Genomic DNA, 18,547 nt, shown 5'->3' with positions numbered 1-18,547 from the left:
GGGCGCGGCACCGGTCCGCGGGCGCGGGCAGCGCGATCCGCACGGGTCCCCGCGGAGGCCGCGGCCCGAGCGCAACGGCGGACCGGCCCGCCAGCCGGCCGCCGGCTCCGCGGCCGGCCCGACGACGCGACGCAGGGAGGCGTCATGGGACGAGTAACGGTGCGCCGCCCGATCCTGCGGGTCAGCCCCGAGCGCACCGACACGCGCCCGGACACGCTGGCCGCCGAGGAACCCCTGGAGCTGCGCCTGGCCGGTGATCCGCTCACGGTGACCATGCGCACCCCGGGCCACGACGTGGAGCTGGCGCACGGTTTCCTGCTCACCGAGGGCGTGGTCTGCGCGCCGGAGGACGTCAGCGGGGCGCGCTACTGCGACAGCCCCGGACCGGACGGGCGCAACACCTACAACGTGCTCGACGTCCTCCTCTCCCCCGGCGTGGCTCCACCGGACACCTCGGTGCAGCGGAACTTCTACACCACCTCCTCGTGCGGGGTGTGCGGCAAGGCGGCGCTCGACGCGGTCCGCGTGCGCACCCGCTTCTCCCCCGCGGCCGACCCGGTGTCCCTCTCCGCCGACACGCTGGCCACGTTCGGCGACACGCTGCGCGCCTCGCAGCGGGTGTTCGCCAGCACCGGCGGGCTGCACGCCGCCGGGCTGTTCACCCCCGACGGCACGCTGCTGGCCGTGCGGGAGGACGTGGGGCGGCACAACGCGGTGGACAAGGTGCTCGGCTGGGCGCTGCTGTCCCAGCGCGTCCCGCTGCGCAGCTGCGCGCTGATGGTCTCCGGGCGCGCGTCGTTCGAGCTGGTGCAGAAGGCGGCGATGGCCGGGATCCCGGTGCTCGCCGCGGTGTCGGCCCCGTCCTCGCTCGCGGTGGAACTGGCCGCGGAGCAGGGGATGACGCTGGTCGGGTTCCTGCGCGGCGAGACGATGAACGTCTACACCCAGGCCGCGCGCGTGCTCACCGGTTCGGGCACCGAGTGACGGGACGCACTGCGGCGGCCCCGCGGCGCTCGTCGACGGCCGCGCCGCTGCGCTGACACGATCGGAGGTGTGGACGGGGGACGCGTCCCCTCGTCGCGCGGGGCACCGCGGCGGACCGGTGCTTCCGCAGTTCCACCACTCGGTCGAGGGAGAGGTTCGCATGTCGCGAGAGGGCCGCACCGGACTGGTGCTGCCGGTTCCGGAAGCGGATCCGGTGCTGACGACCGTCCGCCAGGGATTTCCCGGTGCGCTGCTGCGGGAGAACCCGGCGCACATCTCGCTGCTCTACCCCTTCCTGGACGCCGCGGCGGTCGACGAGCGGACCGTCGACGCGCTGGACGGCATCGTCCGGGCGCAGGGCACCGCGTCCCTGACGCTGGCCGAGTGCCGCAGGGAGGAGGACGGCTTCGTCTACCTGCCCGCTGACAGCACCGAGGTCGCGGCGCTGGCCGACGCGGTGCGGACCCGGTGGCCCGACGTCGCCCCGTACGAGGGGCGCGGCGGCGTAACCGCGCCGCACGTGACGGTCGCCAGCGGCGTCGCCGAGGAGACCGCGACGCAGATCCAGACCACCGTGACGGGAGTGCTGCCGGTGCTCGCGGTGCTGGAGGAGGTCTGGCTGGTGGTGTTCACCGGCGGGCAATGGCAGGTGCGGGAACGCTTCCTCTTCGCCGACGACGAGGTGACGGGCGCGGCCACCTCCTGACGCGGCCACCGCGCACCGATGGCGCCGCACGCGGCACTCGCCGCGCGGCGGCCGGTGGCCGCCTGGCCGCGCACCCGACCGGTGCCGCCGCGCACCCGCGGTGCACCTCTCCGCCGCGCCGCCCGGTCGCCGTGTCAGACGAGCTCGCCGCGGGCGAGTTCCGCCTCGTAGCGGTCCACCAGCGGGGCGGTGCCGTGCAGCACCCAGCGCAGCATCGCTGGCCACGGGCCGTAGCCGGCCTCGGTGGTGAGGTGCTCCCCGCCGAGGATGACGTCGAGGTCCACGCCCAGGCGGTCGGCCAGCGTGTGCGCCCGCAGCATGGGCAGCTGCTCGTCCCCGGTGCCCACGACCAGGCGCGTCATCCCGGCGGCGCGCCGCGTGGCGCTCACGTCCACGTCGGGCGGGGGGCCTTCGGCGGGCGCGCACAGCAGCACGCGGTCGGCCCGCCGGAGCGCCGGGTCGAAGCGCGCCACGTGCTGCAGCCACAGCGCGGCGCCGCGGGAGTAGCCCACGACGACGAGCTCCTCCGTCTCGGGCACGGCGTCGAGCGCGCCCTGCAGCTCCGCGAGCAGCAGCGGGAGGGCGGGTCTGTCGGTGGCGGGCAGGCGCAGCGCGTTGAGCGCGACACCGTGCTCGGCCAGGCGGTTGGTGAGCCACTGCTGCCAGTGCCACGGTCCAGTGGCGGCGTCGCGGAGCAACAGCACCCGCAATTCGCTCATCGTCTCTCCCCCGAACGTCCGTCACGGTCCCCACACATGATCGACGATGTTCGAGCGTTCCGCAGCGGGAATCGCGATGCCGCGGCCGCGTGCAGATCCGCGCGGGGGTGTCTGTAGATCCGCGCCGGGGGTCGCAGCGCCCGAACACGCGCGCGGGCGCCCCCAGCTGGGGGCGCCCGCGCGATGCGGATGGGCCGAGATCAGGCGGACTTGTCGCGCCGCTCCCGGCGCGCCGCCTGTCGGGCCACGATCGTGGGGTTGACGTTCTCCCGCACCGTCTGCTCGGTGATGACGACCTTGGCGACGTCGGAGCGGCTCGGGATGTCGTACATGACCGGGAGCAGCACCTCTTCGAGGATCGCCCGCAGGCCGCGGGCACCGGTTCCGCGCAGGATCGACTGGTCGGCCACCGCCTCCAGTGCGGCCTTGGTGAACTCGAGCTCGACGTTGTCCAGCTCGAACAGGCGCTTGTACTGCTTGACCAGGGCGTTGCGCGGCTCCGTCAGGATCCGGATGAGCGCTTCCCGGTCCAGGTTCGAAACGCTGGCGACGGTGGGCAGCCGGCCGATGAACTCCGGGATGAGCCCGTACTTGATCAGGTCCTCGGGCATGACGTCGCCGAAGTGGTCGGTCGTGTCGATCTCCGACTTCGCCCGCAGGTCCGCCCCGAACCCGATGCTGTGCTTGCCGACGCGCTCCTCGACGATCTGATCCAGGCCGCCGAAGGCCCCGGCGACGATGAACAGCACGTTCGTCGTGTCGATCTGGATGAACTCCTGGTGCGGGTGCTTGCGCCCGCCCTGCGGCGGCACGCTCGCCTGCGTGCCCTCCAGGATCTTCAGCAGCGCCTGCTGCACGCCCTCACCGGAGACGTCCCGGGTGATCGACGGGTTCTCGCTCTTGCGGGCCACCTTGTCGATCTCGTCGATGTAGATGATGCCCGTCTCGGCGCGCTTGACGTCGTAGTCCGCGGCCTGGATCAGCTTGAGCAGGATGTTCTCGACGTCCTCGCCCACGTAGCCGGCCTCGGTCAACGCCGTGGCGTCGGCGATGGCGAACGGGACGTTGAGCATCTTCGCCAGGGTCTGGGCGAGGTAGGTCTTGCCGCAGCCGGTCGGGCCGAGCATGAGGATGTTCGACTTGGCGAGGTCGACCTGCTCCTCGCTGCGGCTCTCCCGCTTCTCCGCGGCCTGGATGCGCTTGTAGTGGTTGTAGACGGCGACCGAGAGGTTGCGCTTCGCGCCGTCCTGGCCGATGACGTACTGGTCGAGGAAGTCGTGGATCTCGCCCGGCTTGGGGAGCTCGTCGAGCTTCGCCTCGCCCGTCTCGGCGAGCTCTTCCTCGATGATCTCGTTGCAGAGATCGATGCACTCGTCGCAGATATACACGCCGGGGCCGGCGATGAGCTTCTTCACCTGCTTCTGGCTCTTCCCGCAGAAGGAGCACTTCAGCAGGTCGCCGCCGTCACCGATACGTGCCATGACCGCTGACCCCGTCCCCTCCGGCGCGTCCTCCGATGACGCACCTGACCGTGTTCGTGCCTTCGACAGTACCCGGCGTTCCCCGGTTTCGGGGAGACGCTGCGATGCCGCGATCCTGGCATGCGCTTCTGCGGCCGCGGCCACGCACGCGCCACGCGGCGGGACGGCCGGGCGTGTCGTGCCCCGGCCGTGTCGCCCGGCTCCGCTCAGTCACCGGGCGACACCCCAGGAAACCATCCGCGGACGGCGGAACGCCCGCGCATGTCCGGCTCGGTGCCGGTGGCATCACTCACGAACGCGACAACTTGCGGTAGGGCAGCACCTCGTCGACGAGTCCGTAGTCCACGGCGTCGTTCGCCGTGAGGATCTTGTCCCGATCGATGTCCTCGTGGATCTCCTCGGACGTCTTGCCGGTGTGCGTCGCGAGCGTGCCCTCCATGAGCTTCCGCATCCGCTCCACCTCGGCGGCCTGGATCTCCAGGTCGGAGACCTGGCCGTAGAGGCCCTCCACCGAGGGCTGGTGGATGAGCACGCGGGAGTTCGGCAGGGCGAGCCGCTTGCCCTTCGTGCCCGCGGAGAGGATCACCGCGGCCGCCGAGGCGGCCTGGCCCAGGCAGATCGTGCTCACGTCCGGCCGCACGTACTGGATCGTGTCGTAGATCGCCATCAGCGCCGTGAACGAACCGCCCGGCGAGTTGATGTAGATCTTGATCTCCCGGTCCGGGTCGTCGGACTCGAGGAAGAGCAGCTGGGCCATGACGTCGTTGGCCGAGGCGTCATCGATCTGCACCCCGAGGAACACGATGCGTTCCTCGAACAGCTTGTTGTACGGGTTGGATTCCTTGACCCCGTAAGGCGTGCGCTCGACGAAGGACGGCAGCACGTAACGGGACTGCGGTAGCTGGAACGAGCTCACGAGAGGTGACTCCTTGTCGCTGGAGTGGTTCACGAAGAGGCTGCACTGGTTGCACGCCGCCGCTGTCCGCAGCGGTTGCGCACCCGCGACCGCGACCGGACGCGGCACGTCGAGGAGGCTCAGCTCTGCGGCAGGTTCGCCGCCGACGCGATGTGGTCGACGAAGCCGTACTCCTGGGCCTCCCGCGCGGTGAACCAGCGGTCGCGGTCGGAGTCCTGGAGGATCTTCTCCGGCGTCTGGCCCGTCTGCTCCGCGATCAGCTCGGCCATCTCCCGCTTGTGCTTGGAGAACACGTCCGCCTGGATCGCGATGTCCGAGGCCGTGCCGCCCAGCCCGGCCGAGGGCTGGTGCATCATGATCCGCGCGTGCGGCAGCGAGAACCGCTTGCCCTGGGCGCCCGCCGACAGCAGGAACTGTCCCATCGACGCGGCGAAGCCCATCGCCACGGTGGCGACGTCCGGCTTGACCAGCTGCATCGTGTCGTAGATGGCCATGCCCGCGGTCACCGAGCCACCCGGCGAGTTGATGTACAGCGCGATGTCCCGCTCCGGATCCTCCGCGGCCAGCAGCAGCAGCTGCGAGCAGATCTGGTTGGCCATCGTGTCCTCGACCTGCGTGCCGAGGACGATGATGCGCTCCTGCAACAGCCGCTCGTACACCGAGTCGGTCAACGAGAGCCCGTTGGACGTGGTGGTTCGCATCTGCGGCGACCCGTCGGACGCCGGTTGAGTCAGGTGCTGCGTCACGATTCCCTGCCTTACTCCCACAACTGGGCTTTCCCGCCGAGGGCGAGGGTCTACAGTGGACCGCGCAAGACGCCGAGCGGCTTTCGCGGTTGCGGGCTCACCCCCGGTGTGATCCGCTGACGTCGACCCTAACGAACGTGGGCGGCACCAGCTTCCCAGTACCGCCCACGTTCGCTCAGAGCATGTTCCTGTGATGTGCCGGCGCGTCAGCCGTCCTTCTGCTCCGACTCCCGGTCCGCCGAGTCCCGGTCCTGCGACTCGGCGGAGGCCTCGGCGGAATCCTCCGCTGACGCGACCTCGCCCTCGACCTCCGTGATGGACGGCGCGGACTCCTCGTCCTGGTCACCGCCCTCGTTCTCGGTGCCGAACAGCTCGTCCATGTCCAGCTCGTTGCCGGAGGCGTCGGTGATCGTCGCCTGCCGCACGACGTTGAACAGCGCCTTGCTGCGGCGGACGTCGGCGTAGATCGCGCCCAGTTGACCGGACTGCTGCACCTGCTGCACGAACTGGTCGGGGCTCATGCCCGACTGCTGCGCCTGGTACATGATCCGCTCGGTGAGCTCGTTGTCCGAGACGGACACGTCCTCGGCGTCGGCGATGGTGTCCAGGATCAGCTGGGTCCGGACGGCCTTCTCCGCTTCCTGGCGGGTCTCGGCGTCCCAGTCCTCGCGGGTCCGGCCCTGCTGCCGCAGCGACTCGTTGAACTGCTCGTCGTCGTGGTCGAACGGGTGCACCGCGTCGTGGTGCCGCGTCTCGATCTCGGACTCGACCGCCTGCTCCGGCACCGGCACCTCGGTGCTGTCCAGCAGGGCCTGCAGGACCTGGTCCCGGGCCTCCATGCCCTGCTGCATCCGCTTGACGCGCCCCATGCGCTCGCGCAGGTCGGCCATGAGCTCGTCGATCGAGTCGAACTCGCTCGCCATCTGCGCGAACTCGTCGTCGGCCGCGGGCAGGTGCCGCTCCTTGACCGAGCCGACCGTGGCGGTCACCTCCGCCTCGCGCTCGGCGTGCTCGCCCGCGACCAGCGTCGTCGTGAACGTCGTGGTCTCACCCGCGCTCAAACCGGTGATCGCGTCGTCGAGGCCCTCGATCAGGTTGTTCGAGCCGACCTCGTGGGACAGGCCGCTGGTGCTGGCGTCCTCGACCTCCTCGCCGTCGACCGTGGCCGACAGGTCGAGGGTGACGAAATCGCCCTGCTGGGCGGCGCGGTCCACCCCGGTGAGGGTCCCGAAGCGGGCCCGCAGGGTGTCGAGCTGCTCGTTGATCTCCTCGTCCGTGAGCTCGACGTCGTCCACGGTCACCGACAGCTCGCCGAAGGCGGGCAGGGTGACCTCCGGGCGGACGTCGACGTCGGCGGTGAACTCGATCTGCTCGCCGTCGGCGATGTTGGTCACCTCGATGTCCGGGCGGCCGAGGGGGCTCACCTCGGTGCTGTTGACCGCCTCGAGGTACTTCGACGGGACTGCCTCATTGACGACCTCGTCGAGCACTGGGGCACGACCGATGCGGCTTTCCAACACCCGGGCCGGCACCTTCCCCGGCCGGAAACCGGGGATGCGGACCTGCTGGGCGAGTGCCTTGTACGCGCGGTCGAAGTTCGGCTTGAGCTCGTCGAACGGCACCTCGACATTGATCCGGACGCGCGTCGGGCTCAGGTGCTCGACGGTGCTCTTCACGTGGTCTCCTAGTCGAACGTGCTTGCTCCCGGCGCTTTGCCTGTCGGGGTGACCGGACGAACCGCCGTCGGCCGAATCGCCGCTGTCACGCCCGCCGATGCCGGGCTGACCACTGAGTCTATTGCTTCGCGCGGCGGGTGCGCGCTCCGGGGTCAGCTGCTGCGGAGCACATCGGCACCACCCGTGACGGGCGGGCACGAACGCCACAGCGCACACCACCGCCACCGGCGGCGCCCGCTCAGCGACGCGGAGGCGGCACGGCGGTGCCGACCTGCGACGGGCCGACCTGGGCGGGGATGTCCGGCTCGGGGCCGTCGACCCCGAGGGACACGCCGACGAGCACCGCGACCGCGAGCATCAACCCGGCGCACACGAGCACCGCGGACCAGCGGGGCGGCGAGGGGAATCTGTCCACGCCGTGGGGATCGCCCGATTCGCCGTGATCGTTACCCGTTCGGCGGGATCGCTCGCTGCGCTCCGTGACCGGCACCCGCGATGACCCCCGGTGACCGGCGCCCTCCGTTCTCGGCCGGGGCCGCCCGGAGGCGCCGACCCCGCGGGGCACCCGGACCCGCCCCCAAAAAAGCACTAAGCCCGAACCCACATCTGCGGGTTCGGGCTATGCCGATGTCCTGAGACATCACACGGTCGGGGTGGCGGGATTTGAACCCACGGCCCCTCGCACCCAAAGCGAGTGCGCTACCAAACTGCGCCACACCCCGGTCGCGTCCGCCCTGCGGACACCCTGCCGGGAGCCTATCGCGCACGGGCCGGTTCGAACACGCGTGGTCGACTCCGCACGGCCCGCGGACGCGGCGGGGGCGGGTGGGAACGGGACGGGTCGACCTGCAGGCCTGGGCGGGTGGAGTCCAGGACGGGGCGGATGACACCGCTGCCGCGGGCTGGGTTACGATCTCACCAGGCGGTCGCAACGGCCTCCAGTTGGTGGGTCCAGTTGGTGGGTCCAGTTGGTGGGTCCAGTTGGCGGATCCCGCCGGTGGCACCGGCGAACCGCGGAATCCGGTGCGGATTCCGACAACGGAACACGCGGGCGTAGCTCAATGGCAGAGCCCCAGCCTTCCAAGCTGGTTATGCGGGTTCGATTCCCGTCGCCCGCTCTGCACGGGGTGCGTCGGCGCGATGCCGGCGCACCCCTTCCTCGTCGCGGGGTCCTCGTCGCGAGCACGTTGCCCGCGTTCCTCCTCCGTTCCCGGCCGCCCGTCCGCCGGGCCCGCTTGCTGGACCCGCTTGCTGGGGGCGCTTGCTGGGGCCCGGCACCGCTCCCGCCGCGGACCGCCCCTCCACCATCGCGCGCCGCGACCCCTACGCTGGGCGCGCTCGGCGGTGCGCCCCGGGACGGCTTTGACACGACCGGCGTGAGATAGCTCAATCTGACGCCACAGGCGAAAGGAACCGTGCAGTATGTGTGGTGTGATCGACATGCCACACGCCGATCAGGTCCGGAACTACGCCCGCTGGCGCCCCGGGTGGCACGCCGGGCGCACGAGCTACGCCTGGCTGCTGTCACTGGGCGGCCAGCCTGGTCTGCGTGACCTCGTCAACCAGTACCAGTACGCACTGCGCGACCTCCCCGGTTTCGACCCCGTTCCCCTGGAGTGGATGCACATCCTGGTCCAGGAGATCGGCTTCTCCGACGAGGTGGACCGGTCGGAGCTGGACTCGCTCGTCCCGGCGGTGCGCGAACGCATCACCGGCACGGCCCCGCTGTCGCTGGTGTTCCAGCGCGCGGTCGTGCTGCCGGAGTCGCTGGCGCTTCCCGCGGAACCGCAGTCCACCGTGCGGGAGCTGCGCAGCTCGGTGCGCTCCGGGCTCGCCGACGTGCTCGGCGAGGACCGGCTCCCGGGCGAGCCGGAGGACATCGACCAGCACATCAGCCTGGCGCACTCGAGCCAGGACGGTCCCGCGATCTTCGCCGTGGCCACCCTCGGTGCCACCACCGTCGACCCGGCTTCGGTCCGCGTGCCCTCGCTGTCGCTGGTCGAGCTCAACCGCGACCACTCCTGCTCCGAGTGGGAGACGATCGCCGAGCTCCCCTTCGACGGTTCACCCGAGTGACGCGGGCTCCCGGCGGACGCGGCCCCGCGGGTGACGCGGGCACCGGGGGACCGCCCGGCGGGCGGAGCGGGGCGCGGTGCTGCCGCCCTCGCCGCCCGCGCCGCAGCACCGCGGCGTCCCGTCCCGGAGCCGCCCGCCGAAACCGGCCGCTCGGGTTCCGCGCAGGAGTAGGCTCGACGACGAACGGTCGTGTGCGGGAGGCAACGCGTGGAAGCGCTCATCATCATCGTGCTCGCAACGGCGGTCCTCCTGGCCGCCGTCTGGTGGTCGCGCCAGAAGGCCGAGGCCGCGCGCCAGCGGGAACTCGACGACGCCAAGGCGGAGGCGCGCCGCTGGGTCGAGCGGCTCGGCGGCCAGGTGCTGCACCTCGTGGGGACCAACGACGCCGCGAAGCAGGCCCTCGCCGATGCGTCGGAGCGGCACACCGCGGCCACCTCCCAGCTGGAGCAGGCGACGAGCACCCAACAGGCCCGGTTGACCACGGACACCGCTCTGGAAGGGCTGTACTACGCGCGCGCCGCGCGCACCGCCATGGACATGGACCCGGGACCGGAGCTGCCGGACACCTCGGGACGCGCCCGGGCCGGCCGGGTCACCGAGTACCGCGAGGTGGAGGTCGAGGGCCAGCAGCAGGTCGCCTCGCCCTCGCCGACCGAGCAGACCCCGCACTACTACCCCGGCGGCACCGTGGCCGGGCGCCCCGTGCCCGAGGGCTGGTACAGCCAGCCGTGGTGGAAGCCGGCGCTCGTGGCCGGCGCTTGGGGCGCGGGTTCGTTCCTGCTGATGAGCACGCTGTTCACCGGTATGGCCGGGGTACCCGCGGCCGCCATGGCCGCCGACGGCGCCGGCGACATGGGCGGCGACGGCGGTGACATGGGTGGCGACGGCGGTGACGCCGGTGACATGGGCGGTGACATGGGCGGCGACGGCGGCGGGCTCTTCGACGGCTTCGACTTCGACTTCTGACGAGCCGCGGATTCCCCCGAAGCCCTACCGCGGGTCCTTCTGGCAGGCGGGGCACCAGTAGAGGTGCCTGCCGGCCAGCTTCTCGGTGAGCACTTCGCTGCCGCAGACGAGGCAGGGCATGCCGGCGCGGCGGTAGACGTGCACCTCGCCGCCGTGCCGGTCGCGCCGGGGTTCGCGGCCCGTGGCGACGGGATCGTGCTCGGGGCGGACCGTGTCGATGCGCCCGGACCGCACGCCGTCGTGCATGAGGGCGACGAGGTCGGCCCAGACGCCCTCCCACTGCTGCGGCGTGAGGTCGCGCCCGGGGGTGTGCGGCGGGACGCCGCGGCGGAACAGCACTTCGGCGCGGTAGACGTTGCCGACCCCCGCGAGCACCGCCTGGTCCATGAGCAGCGCGGCGATCGTGGTGCGGCTGCGGGAGACGCGGCGCCAGGCGCGCTCCGGGTCGGCGTCCGAGCGCAGCGGGTCCGGGCCGAGCCGTTCGCGGACGGCGGCCGCTTCGCCGGGGGTGAGCAGTTCGCAGGCCGCGGGCCCGCGCAGGTCCGTGCCGTGCGTACCGCCGAGCAGGCGCATGCGCACCTGGCCGCGGGGTTCGGGCGCGGGCAGCTCGAACTCGGTGAACGTGCCGTACAGCCCGAGGTGGACGTGCACGGTCCGATCACCGTCGTAGGTGTGGAACAGGTGCTTGCCGTGGGCTTCCGCGGAGCGCAGCACGGCGCCGTCGATCCCGGCCGCGCCCGCGGCGAACCGCCCCTGCGGGCTGGACGCGCGCACGGGGCTTCCGGCGTAGCGCTGCTCGTGCAACCGCGCGAGCCGGTGCAGGGTGTGACCTTCGGGCATGGCTGATCGCAGACCGCGCAGATCGGTCCCGGCCCGCGGGGCGGGCCGGGACGCGGTGGTCAACGGTGGGGCCGCCGGGGCGGTCAGTTCGGCAGCGCGGGCGGCTGACCGGTCTTCTCGTAGTCGCCCAGCATGTCGATGCGCCGCTGGTGCCGGCCGCCCTCGAACTCGGTGGTCAGGAAGGCGCGGAGGATGCCCTCGATCTCCTCGGTGCTGTGCATCCGCGCACCGATGCCGGCGACGAGCGCGTTGTTGTGCTTGCGGGAGAGCTCGGCGGTCTCCGCGTTCCACGTCAGCGCGGCCCGCACCCCGGGGACCTTGTTCGCGGCGATCTGCTCGCCGTTGCCGGAGCCGCCGATGACGACCCCGAGGCTGCCCTCGTCCGCGGCGACCCGGCGGGCCGCTTCGACGCAGAACGGCGGGTAGTCGTCCTCGGCGTCGTAGACCTCCGGGCCCACGTCGACCGGTTCGTACCCGTTCTCGCGCAGCCACGCGAGCAGGTGCTTCTTCAGTTCGAAACCTGCGTGATCAGAGCCTAGGTAGACGCGCACGCCGCGCAGTCTGCCAAACGCGTCACGCCGCTCGGCAGCCCGGTAGGCTCTCCGCCGGGTGCCCGGTCGGATCCGCGCCGCGGCCGGTCCGCCCGCTCGTCCCGTTCCCCGCGCCCGACCGCACCGGAGGTGGCCGCCGTGCCGTGGCACACGCTCGCCGCCGGGGTGCGCATCCGCACCCACTCCGATCTGGACCTGACGGTCGGGCTCGTCACGGGAACGCGCGCGGCGCTGGTGGTCGACTCCCGGGGTGATGCGGAGCAGGGCGCGGAGCTGGCCCGCGAGGTGCGCGAGCTGACCGCGCTGCCGGTGCAGCTGGTGGTCACGCACGGCCACTTCGACCACTGCTTCGGCGGCGGGGCGCTGCGCGCCGAGAGCGTGTGGGCCCACCGCGACTACACCGCGTTCCTCGCCGCGACCGCCGAGCAGCAGCGGCAGCACTGGGCGGAGCACTTCGCCGAGGGCGGGGACGCGGCGCGGGCCGCCGCGCTGCGCCGCGCGGTTCCCGTGGCCGCGGACCGCACCGTGGCGGAGCGGGCGCACCTCGACCTCGGCGGGCGCACCGCGCGGTTCGTCCACTTCGGACGCGGGCACACCGACCACGACCTGCTCGTGCTCGTCGAGGACGCCGGTGTCGTGTTCACCGGCGACCTCGTCGAGCAGGCCGGACCGCCGGACTTCGAGCACGCCCACCCGGCGCAGTGGCCGTCCGCGCTGGACGCGCTGCTCGCCGACCGCAGCTGGAGCACGGCCGTCCCGGGCCACGGCGAACCCGTGGACCGCGCGTTCGTGCGGCGCCAGCGCGACGACCTCGCCGCGCTGGCCGGGCTGTGCCGCGCCGCCGCGGACGGGGAGATCGGCGAGGGCGAAGCGCTGTCCCGCTCCCCGTTCCCCGCCGAAACCACCGCCGCGGCCCTGCACCGCTGCGGCCTGCGCTGACCCCGGTTCCCACCCCGAAGCGTCGACCGGAGCCCGGGGAGTCCGCGGATGGGCTGTTGAGGGCGGGGGTGGGGGCAGCTGGGAGGAACCTCCGTCAAGACCTCGCTGCGGGATCCCCGACACCGGGTAGCCACCTGCTCCCAGCTGCCCCCGACCACAGCTCGATCACACCTGCGGGTCCTCGGTCCGCGTCCTCTTCAGCTCGAAGAAGTACGGGTACCGCGCCAGCGACACGGCACCGTCGAACATGGCCGCGGCCTCCTCCCCGGTGGGGACCCGCGTGATGACCGGACCGAAGAACGCCACGCCGTCCACGTGCAGCGTCGGCGTGCCGACGTCGTCGCCGACCGGGTCCATCCCGGCGTGGTGGCTGCTGCGCAGCGCCTCGTCGTACTCGGTGCTGTCCGCGGCCGCGGCGAGCTCGGCGGGCAGGCCGGCTTCCTGCAGGGACTCGGCGATGACCCCGTCGAAGTCCGAGCGGCCCTGCCCGTGCAGCCGGTCGCCCATGGCGGTGTACAGCGGTTCGAGGACCTCGTTGCCGTGCTGCTGCTCCGCGGCGATCGCCACGCGCACCGGGCCCCACGCCTTGCTCATGAGCTCTTGGTACTCCGCGGGCAGGTCGCGCCCCTCGTTGAGCACGGCCAGGCTCATCACGCGGAAGCTCAGGTCCACGTCGCGGACCCGGGCCACTTCGAGGATCCAGCGCGAGGAGATCCACGCGAACGGGCAGGCCGGGTCGAAGTAGAAGTCCACCTTCGGGCGGGACGTCGTCATCGCATCTCCTTGCATCCGTCGTGCGGTGCCCGGTCGGCGCACCGCCCCACCGGAACAACCCGCGCGGCCCGCCGCGTCATCCCGCACTCGCATGACACGCGCGTGCGCACCCGCCCGCGATGTCCGGACCCGCCGTCGTGATTGGATGCGGCTGTCGACGCATTCGCGCCGGTGAAAACCGATCCAACGAGCAACGAGGTGATCCGTGGCACCGCCGAACCTCACCCGCGAACAGGCCCAGGAGCGCGCGGCCCTGCTGCGCGTGCAGTCCTACGTCGTCGAACTGGATCTGTCCGACGGCGCGGGCGGCTCCGAGGTCGCGACGTTCTCCTCGACCACCACGGTGCGGTTCACCAGCGACCAGGTCGGCGCGGAGACCTGGATCGACCTGATCGCCACCCGCGTCCACCGCGCCGCGCTCAACGGTGTCGAGCTCGACCTGTCCGACTACGACGAGTCCACGGGGATCCGGCTGCCGGAGCTGGCCGCGGACAACGAGCTCGTCGTCCACGCGGACTGCTACTACACCAACACCGGCGAGGGGCTGCACCGCTTCGTCGACCCCGTGGACGGGGCCGTCTACCTGTACAGCCAGTTCGAGACCGCTGATGCGAAGCGCATGTTCGCCTGCTTCGACCAGCCGGACCTGAAGGCCGCGTACCAGCTGACGGTGCACGCCCCGGAGTCGTGGAAGGTCATCTCGAACGCCGCGGCCGAGGTGGTCGAGGCGAACCCGAACGGCTCGCTGCGGCACGTGTTCGCGACGACGCCGCCCATGTCGACCTACCTGGTCGCGCTCGTCGCCGGCCCCTACGCCGAGTGGCGCGACGTCTTCCGCGGCGAGGAGGGGGACATCCCGCTGGGGCTGTACTGCCGCGCCTCGCTGGCCGAGCACTTCGACCCGGAGCGCCTGTTCACCGAGACCAAGCAGGGTTTCGCGTTCTACCACCGGGCGTTCGGCGTGCCCTACCCGTTCGGCAAGTACGACCAGTGCTTCGTGCCCGAGTTCAACGCCGGGGCGATGGAGAACGCGGGCTGCGTCACCTTCCGCGAGGACTACGTGTTCCGGTCCAAGGTGACCGGTTACTTCTACGAGCGCCGCGCCGAGACCGTGCTGCACGAGATGGCGCACATGTGGTTCGGCGACCTGGTGACGATGCGCTGGTGGGACGACCTGTGGCTCAACGAGTCGTTCGCCACCTGGGCGAGCGTGCTGTGCCAGGTCGACGCCACGCAGTACGAGCACGCCTGGACCACGTTCGCGAATGTGGAGAAGTCCTGGGCCTACCGGCAGGACCAGCTGCCGTCCACGCACCCCATCGCCGCCGACATGACGGATCTGCAGGCGGTCGAGGTCAACTTCGACGGCATCACCTACGCCAAGGGCGCGTCGGTGCTCAAGCAGCTGGTCGCCTACGTCGGCCTGGAGAACTTCCTGGCCGGGCTGCGCGTCTACTTCGACCGGCACGCGTGGGGCAACGCCACGCTGGGCGACCTGCTGCAGGCCCTGGAGGAGTCCTCCGGCCGGGACCTGTCCTGGTGGAGCGCGCAGTGGTTGGAGACCACCGGGCTGAACACGCTGCGGCCCGAGTTCGAGACGGACGCCGCGGGGCGGTTCACCTCGTTCGCCGTGCTGCAGGAGGGGGCGCAGCCGGGCGAGGGCGAGCTGCGCACGCACCGGTTGGCCATCGGCGTCTACGACGACCAGGACGGCCGGCTCGTCCGGCGGCACCGCGCGGAGACCGACGTCTCCGGCGAGCGCACCGAGGTGTCGGACCTCGTCGGCGTGCACCGCGGTCAGCTCGTGCTCGTCAACGACGACGACCTGACCTACTGCTCGCTGCGACTGGATCCGGATTCGCTGCGCACCGTGGTGGAGCGGATCGGTGATCTGGAGGGGTCGCTGCCGCGCGCGCTGTGCTGGTCGACCGCGTGGGAGATGACGCGGAACGCGGAGATGCGCGCCCGCGACTTCGTCGACCTCGTCGTCGGCTCCTCGGCGGCGGCCGGCATCGGCGCGGAGACCGAAGTCGGCGTGGTGCAGCGGGTTCTCATGCAGGCCCAGACCGCGCTGGCGTCCTATGTGGATCCCTCCTGGCAGGACGCGGGCTGGCGGCGGTTCACCGGCAGGTTGTTCGAGCTCGCGCGCCGGGCCGAGCCGGGTTCGGACCACCAGCTGGCCTTCGTCACCGCGCTGGTCGGGTGCGTCCTGGACGACGAGCAGCTCGGGGTGCTGCGCGGCTGGCTGGACGGTTCCGCCCCGCTGGAGGGGCTGCACGTCGACACGGATCTGCGGTGGCAGCTGCTGCAGGCGCTCGTGGCGCACGGCGCCGCCGAGGAGTCCGAGATCGACGCGCAGCTCGAGCAGGACTCCACCGCCACGGGCCAGCGGCGCGCCGAGCGGGCGCGGGCGCTCATCCCCACCGCGGAGAACAAGCGGCGCGCCTGGCAGCGCGCGGTGCACGACGACGAGCTGCCGAACGCGATCAACGAGGCGATCATCGGCGGGTTCAGCCACCCGAACCAGAAGGAGCTGCTCGCCGACTACGTGCACACCTACTTCGCCGAGGTCGACGACGTCTGGCAGCGGCGGTCGAGCGAGCGGGCCCAGCCGACGGTGATCGGCCTGTTCCCCTCGTGGGCCGTTTCCGAGGACACGGTCGCCGCCGCGGACGCGTGGTTGGCCGACGAGCACCCGCCGGCGCTGCGGCGGCTCGTCTCGGAGGGCCGCGCCGGGGTGGTCCGCGCGCTGGCGGCGCGGGCGTTCGACCGCGGCGAGCAGCCCACCGGGTGACCCTGCGGTGGGATGACCACCGGGCGCGGCCGGGGCGGGCAGCGCGCCCGCCCCGGCCGGAGTCCGGGTGCTCCCGGCCGGAGTCCGGGTGCTCCCGGCCGGAGTCCGGGTGCGGTCGGCCGGAGTCCGGGTGCGGTCGCTGCACGCCGACCGCAGGCGCCGCTCGGGCCCTCGCGTTCCCCCGGCCTGCCCGGCGGGGCGTTCGCGGCTGCGTCGTCGACCCGCGGAGCGGTCACCCGCTTCGAGCGGTTCGGCCTGCTCCGGACGCGACCGGGCGGCGCCGCCCGGGTTCGCCCGACCGCAGGCGTCACTCGGGGTGGTCGGACCGCTGACCGGCCGCGTCGGCCAGCATGCGCAGCCCGCTCACCAGCCCTTCGGTGAGCTCGCCCTCCTGGAACGAGGCCATCATGCTCATGGCGGCCAGCTGGCAGCTGCGGTCGGTGATGCGCCGGTGCGCCTCCTCGCCGGTGACGATCTCGAACGTGCGCTGCCCGGGCGAGACGGCGATGAGCACGCCGGGCGAGGCGTACTCGCCGAGACCGGCGTGCAGCTCCTCGGCGCGCGCACGGCTGTCCTCGCCGAGGCCGCCGAGGTAGATGGCGAACTCGAGGCCGGTGCTGCGGCTGGACAGCACGAGGGCCTCGTCGATCCGCTCCAGCTGGGTGGGGCTGAACGGCAAGCGGTACGCGTCCGGCTCGACGCGGCGGGCGATGGACAGCCTGCCGGCGTCCATCACGGCCTCACCGGAGCCCGGTTCAGCATCGGACTGCGCGGGACCTCCCGCGACCTCACCAGTTGCCACGTGCGCCTCCCCGAGCCGTATCGGGACGTGTGCCCCCGGCCGCACCGGTGTCGGTGTCGACGGGCACCGCCCTGCTCACCTCGACCGGGTCCGCGACCCAGAGCACCGGAGAGAAGTTCCAATCCTGACCTGCGCGGTAGCGCGGGCGGGCGAGCCGCGGCCACATCACCATGAGCGTGATCAACGCGTAGATGGCCGCCGGGATCACCGCCAAGACGAGCACAGCCTCAACGACAGTCACGGGTCGTACGGTATCCGATGAGTCCCCTTCGACGCGCCACTGCCGCCTCCCCGATTCGACATCGCCGCGCTGCCGCCGCGGCCGCTCCGGGAGGGGCGCCGCACTGCCCAGCCGGAATCACCCGAAATCACCTGGACGCGCAGAAAACCGTAGCGGAGTGTGACGCAGTTCACCTACTATGGCTCAAACGGAGCACAGCCGGAACCCGTCCGAGCCCATCCAGCGGTATACGCAGCGGGGCAACTTGGAGGCTTGTACCGAGAACGAGGCGGTTCTAAATTTCACCTGTATGGATCTTGCGTGACCGTCCACGCACGTTCCAGGAGCCAGCGAACCGCGGAGGAAGCACCCATGGCAACCACCAGGACCCCGAGTGGATCGCAATCTGTCGCCCGCACGGGTGGGAGGCGAACACGCAACGCGCGCGGCGTGCGGATCAGCGGCCGGCACGCCGGCTCGCGCGGGGCCGCGCGGTGCGGCGTGCGGATCAGCGGCCACCGCGGCGTGCGCATCAGCTGACCGCGCGAGCCGGCGGATCCAGCCACGCTCCGACGCTCCGGGGACGACGGCGGGACGAGGACGCGGGAACGCCCGGGGGCAGGACCACCGGTAGCTCACCGACCGCTCACGCGGTCGGCTCACCGGCCGCTCACGCGGCGACCTCGCCGAGGTACGGCAGCCACGTCGGGTCGGTCTCCACGCCCATCAACCGCCAGTGCCGCCCGTGCGGCGCGCGCGGCGCCACCGACAGCCGCCAGCCCAGCTCGGCCAGCGTCCGGTCGGCCTTGCGGTGGTTGCACTTGCGGCAGGAGGCCACGCAGTTCTCCCAGGTGTGCTGCCCGCCGCGGCTGCGCGGGATCACGTGGTCGACCGTCTCGGCCTTCGCGCCGCAGTAGGCGCACCGGTGGTCGTCCCGCGCCAGCAGCGCCGCGCGGCTGAGCGGCACCCGACCGCGGTAGGGCACGCGCACGAACGTGCGCAGCCGGATGACCGAGGGCACGGCCACCGCGTGGTTGGCCGAGCGCAGCACCACGCCGGCCTCGTCGCCGTGCACGAGCTCGGCCTTGCCGCACACGAGCAGCACCACCGCGCGCCGCAGCGGCAGCGCCGTCAGCGGCTCGAACGTGGCGTTCAGCAGCAGCACCCGCCGCCGCGCGGCTCGCGCGGGATCCCCGCGCGCCGGTGCGCGGCTCCCCGCCACGCAGCGCGCGGAAACCGCCGCCGGCTCGACGGCGGCTCCGCGCGCGGAGCCGCCGTCCGGCGTGTTCGTCGGAGTCCGTTGCAGGTCGGGCACGCGACCACCTCCACGGGCTGTCCGGCAACAGTCGACCACACA

At 72.2% G+C, this 18,547-nt stretch carries 18 protein-coding genes and 2 tRNA genes; 7 read left to right on the top strand and 13 right to left on the bottom strand.

Annotated features, from left to right (window positions below; translation table 11 throughout):
* Positions 1-144 precede the first annotated feature (144 nt).
* Positions 145-984 carry a formate dehydrogenase accessory sulfurtransferase FdhD gene (fdhD, locus tag ACVGV0_RS05070; RefSeq protein WP_459158688.1) on the top strand — a complete coding sequence of 280 codons (840 nt, stop codon included), beginning with the start codon at positions 145-147 and terminating at the stop codon, positions 982-984.
* Positions 985-1,144: 160 nt separating this feature from the next.
* Positions 1,145-1,690 (top strand): 2'-5' RNA ligase family protein, encoded by a 546-nt coding sequence (locus ACVGV0_RS05065; protein ID WP_459158687.1) that lies wholly within the window; start codon positions 1,145-1,147, stop codon positions 1,688-1,690.
* Between the two features lie 134 nt (positions 1,691-1,824).
* On the opposite strand, the gene ACVGV0_RS05060 is transcribed toward ACVGV0_RS05065, so the two are convergent.
* The 7 genes from ACVGV0_RS05060 to ACVGV0_RS05030 all read right to left on the bottom strand — a co-directional run bounded on the left by ACVGV0_RS05060 (position 1,825) and on the right by ACVGV0_RS05030 (position 7,950).
* Positions 1,825-2,409: an alpha/beta hydrolase gene (locus tag ACVGV0_RS05060; RefSeq protein WP_459158686.1), complete on the bottom strand. Its 585-nt coding sequence runs from the start codon at positions 2,407-2,409 to the stop codon at positions 1,825-1,827.
* A gap of 200 nt (positions 2,410-2,609) precedes the next feature.
* The gene (clpX, locus tag ACVGV0_RS05055) at positions 2,610-3,890 is read right to left on the bottom strand and encodes an ATP-dependent Clp protease ATP-binding subunit ClpX (protein WP_459158685.1); all 1,281 of its coding nucleotides are present in this window, start codon (positions 3,888-3,890) and stop codon (positions 2,610-2,612) included.
* A 289-nt stretch (positions 3,891-4,179) separates the two neighbouring features.
* The gene (locus ACVGV0_RS05050; protein WP_459158684.1) at positions 4,180-4,806 is read right to left on the bottom strand and encodes an ATP-dependent Clp protease proteolytic subunit; all 627 of its coding nucleotides are present in this window, start codon (positions 4,804-4,806) and stop codon (positions 4,180-4,182) included.
* Between the two features lie 119 nt (positions 4,807-4,925).
* The gene (locus ACVGV0_RS05045; protein ID WP_459158683.1) at positions 4,926-5,507 is read right to left on the bottom strand and encodes a ClpP family protease; all 582 of its coding nucleotides are present in this window, start codon (positions 5,505-5,507) and stop codon (positions 4,926-4,928) included.
* Between the two features lie 251 nt (positions 5,508-5,758).
* Positions 5,759-7,228, bottom strand: coding sequence for a trigger factor (tig, locus tag ACVGV0_RS05040; RefSeq protein WP_459158682.1), 1,470 nt, complete (start codon positions 7,226-7,228; stop codon positions 5,759-5,761).
* Between the two features lie 238 nt (positions 7,229-7,466).
* The gene (locus ACVGV0_RS05035; protein WP_459158681.1) at positions 7,467-7,643 is read right to left on the bottom strand and encodes a hypothetical protein; all 177 of its coding nucleotides are present in this window, start codon (positions 7,641-7,643) and stop codon (positions 7,467-7,469) included.
* Between the two features lie 233 nt (positions 7,644-7,876).
* Positions 7,877-7,950: transfer RNA gene (locus ACVGV0_RS05030), tRNA-Pro, on the bottom strand.
* 325 nt (positions 7,951-8,275) lie between these two features.
* Between ACVGV0_RS05030 and ACVGV0_RS05025 the strand changes: the two genes are divergently transcribed.
* From ACVGV0_RS05025 to ACVGV0_RS05015, 3 genes are all read left to right on the top strand, one after another.
* A tRNA-Gly gene (locus ACVGV0_RS05025) sits at positions 8,276-8,346 on the top strand.
* Between the two features lie 322 nt (positions 8,347-8,668).
* Positions 8,669-9,304, top strand: coding sequence for a 2'-5' RNA ligase family protein (locus ACVGV0_RS05020; RefSeq protein ID WP_459159927.1), 636 nt, complete (start codon positions 8,669-8,671; stop codon positions 9,302-9,304).
* 207 nt (positions 9,305-9,511) lie between these two features.
* Positions 9,512-10,270 (top strand): hypothetical protein, encoded by a 759-nt coding sequence (locus ACVGV0_RS05015; protein ID WP_459158680.1) that lies wholly within the window; start codon positions 9,512-9,514, stop codon positions 10,268-10,270.
* 24 nt (positions 10,271-10,294) lie between these two features.
* Here the strand turns inward: ACVGV0_RS05015 and ACVGV0_RS05010 are convergent, their stop codons facing one another.
* Complete coding sequence (locus tag ACVGV0_RS05010) at positions 10,295-11,110, bottom strand: Fpg/Nei family DNA glycosylase (RefSeq protein ID WP_459158679.1); 816 nt, start codon at positions 11,108-11,110, stop codon at positions 10,295-10,297.
* 83 nt (positions 11,111-11,193) lie between these two features.
* Positions 11,194-11,661: a ribose-5-phosphate isomerase gene (locus ACVGV0_RS05005; protein ID WP_459158678.1), complete on the bottom strand. Its 468-nt coding sequence runs from the start codon at positions 11,659-11,661 to the stop codon at positions 11,194-11,196.
* 138 nt (positions 11,662-11,799) lie between these two features.
* Here ACVGV0_RS05005 and ACVGV0_RS05000 point away from each other — a divergent pair, with 138 nt between their 5' ends.
* Entirely contained in the window at positions 11,800-12,600 is an 801-nt protein-coding gene (locus tag ACVGV0_RS05000) for an MBL fold metallo-hydrolase (RefSeq protein WP_459158677.1), read from the top strand.
* Positions 12,601-12,765: 165 nt separating this feature from the next.
* Here the strand turns inward: ACVGV0_RS05000 and ACVGV0_RS04995 are convergent, their stop codons facing one another.
* Positions 12,766-13,374, bottom strand: a complete 609-nt coding sequence (locus ACVGV0_RS04995; RefSeq protein ID WP_459158676.1) for a mycothiol-dependent nitroreductase Rv2466c family protein — start codon at positions 13,372-13,374, stop codon at positions 12,766-12,768.
* A gap of 205 nt (positions 13,375-13,579) precedes the next feature.
* Between ACVGV0_RS04995 and pepN the strand changes: the two genes are divergently transcribed.
* Complete coding sequence (gene pepN / locus ACVGV0_RS04990; RefSeq protein WP_459158675.1) at positions 13,580-16,168, top strand: aminopeptidase N; 2,589 nt, start codon at positions 13,580-13,582, stop codon at positions 16,166-16,168.
* Positions 16,169-16,475: 307 nt separating this feature from the next.
* Here the strand turns inward: pepN and ACVGV0_RS04985 are convergent, their stop codons facing one another.
* From ACVGV0_RS04985 to ACVGV0_RS04975, 3 genes are all read right to left on the bottom strand, one after another.
* Positions 16,476-16,970, bottom strand: coding sequence for a DUF5130 family protein (locus ACVGV0_RS04985; protein ID WP_459158674.1), 495 nt, complete (start codon positions 16,968-16,970; stop codon positions 16,476-16,478).
* Positions 16,957-17,211, bottom strand: a complete 255-nt coding sequence (gene ctaJ, locus ACVGV0_RS04980) for an aa3-type cytochrome oxidase subunit CtaJ (protein WP_459158673.1) — start codon at positions 17,209-17,211, stop codon at positions 16,957-16,959. Before ctaJ ends, ACVGV0_RS04985 begins: the two co-directional genes overlap by 14 nt.
* Before the next feature lie 649 nt (positions 17,212-17,860).
* Complete coding sequence (locus tag ACVGV0_RS04975; protein ID WP_459158672.1) at positions 17,861-18,505, bottom strand: HNH endonuclease; 645 nt, start codon at positions 18,503-18,505, stop codon at positions 17,861-17,863.
* Positions 18,506-18,547: the final 42 nt, after the last annotated feature.

Source organism: Salinifilum ghardaiensis, assembly GCF_054491345.1.
Note: the sequence above shows the minus strand (reverse complement) of the source record. Positions and strands in the feature narration are given on the sequence as shown.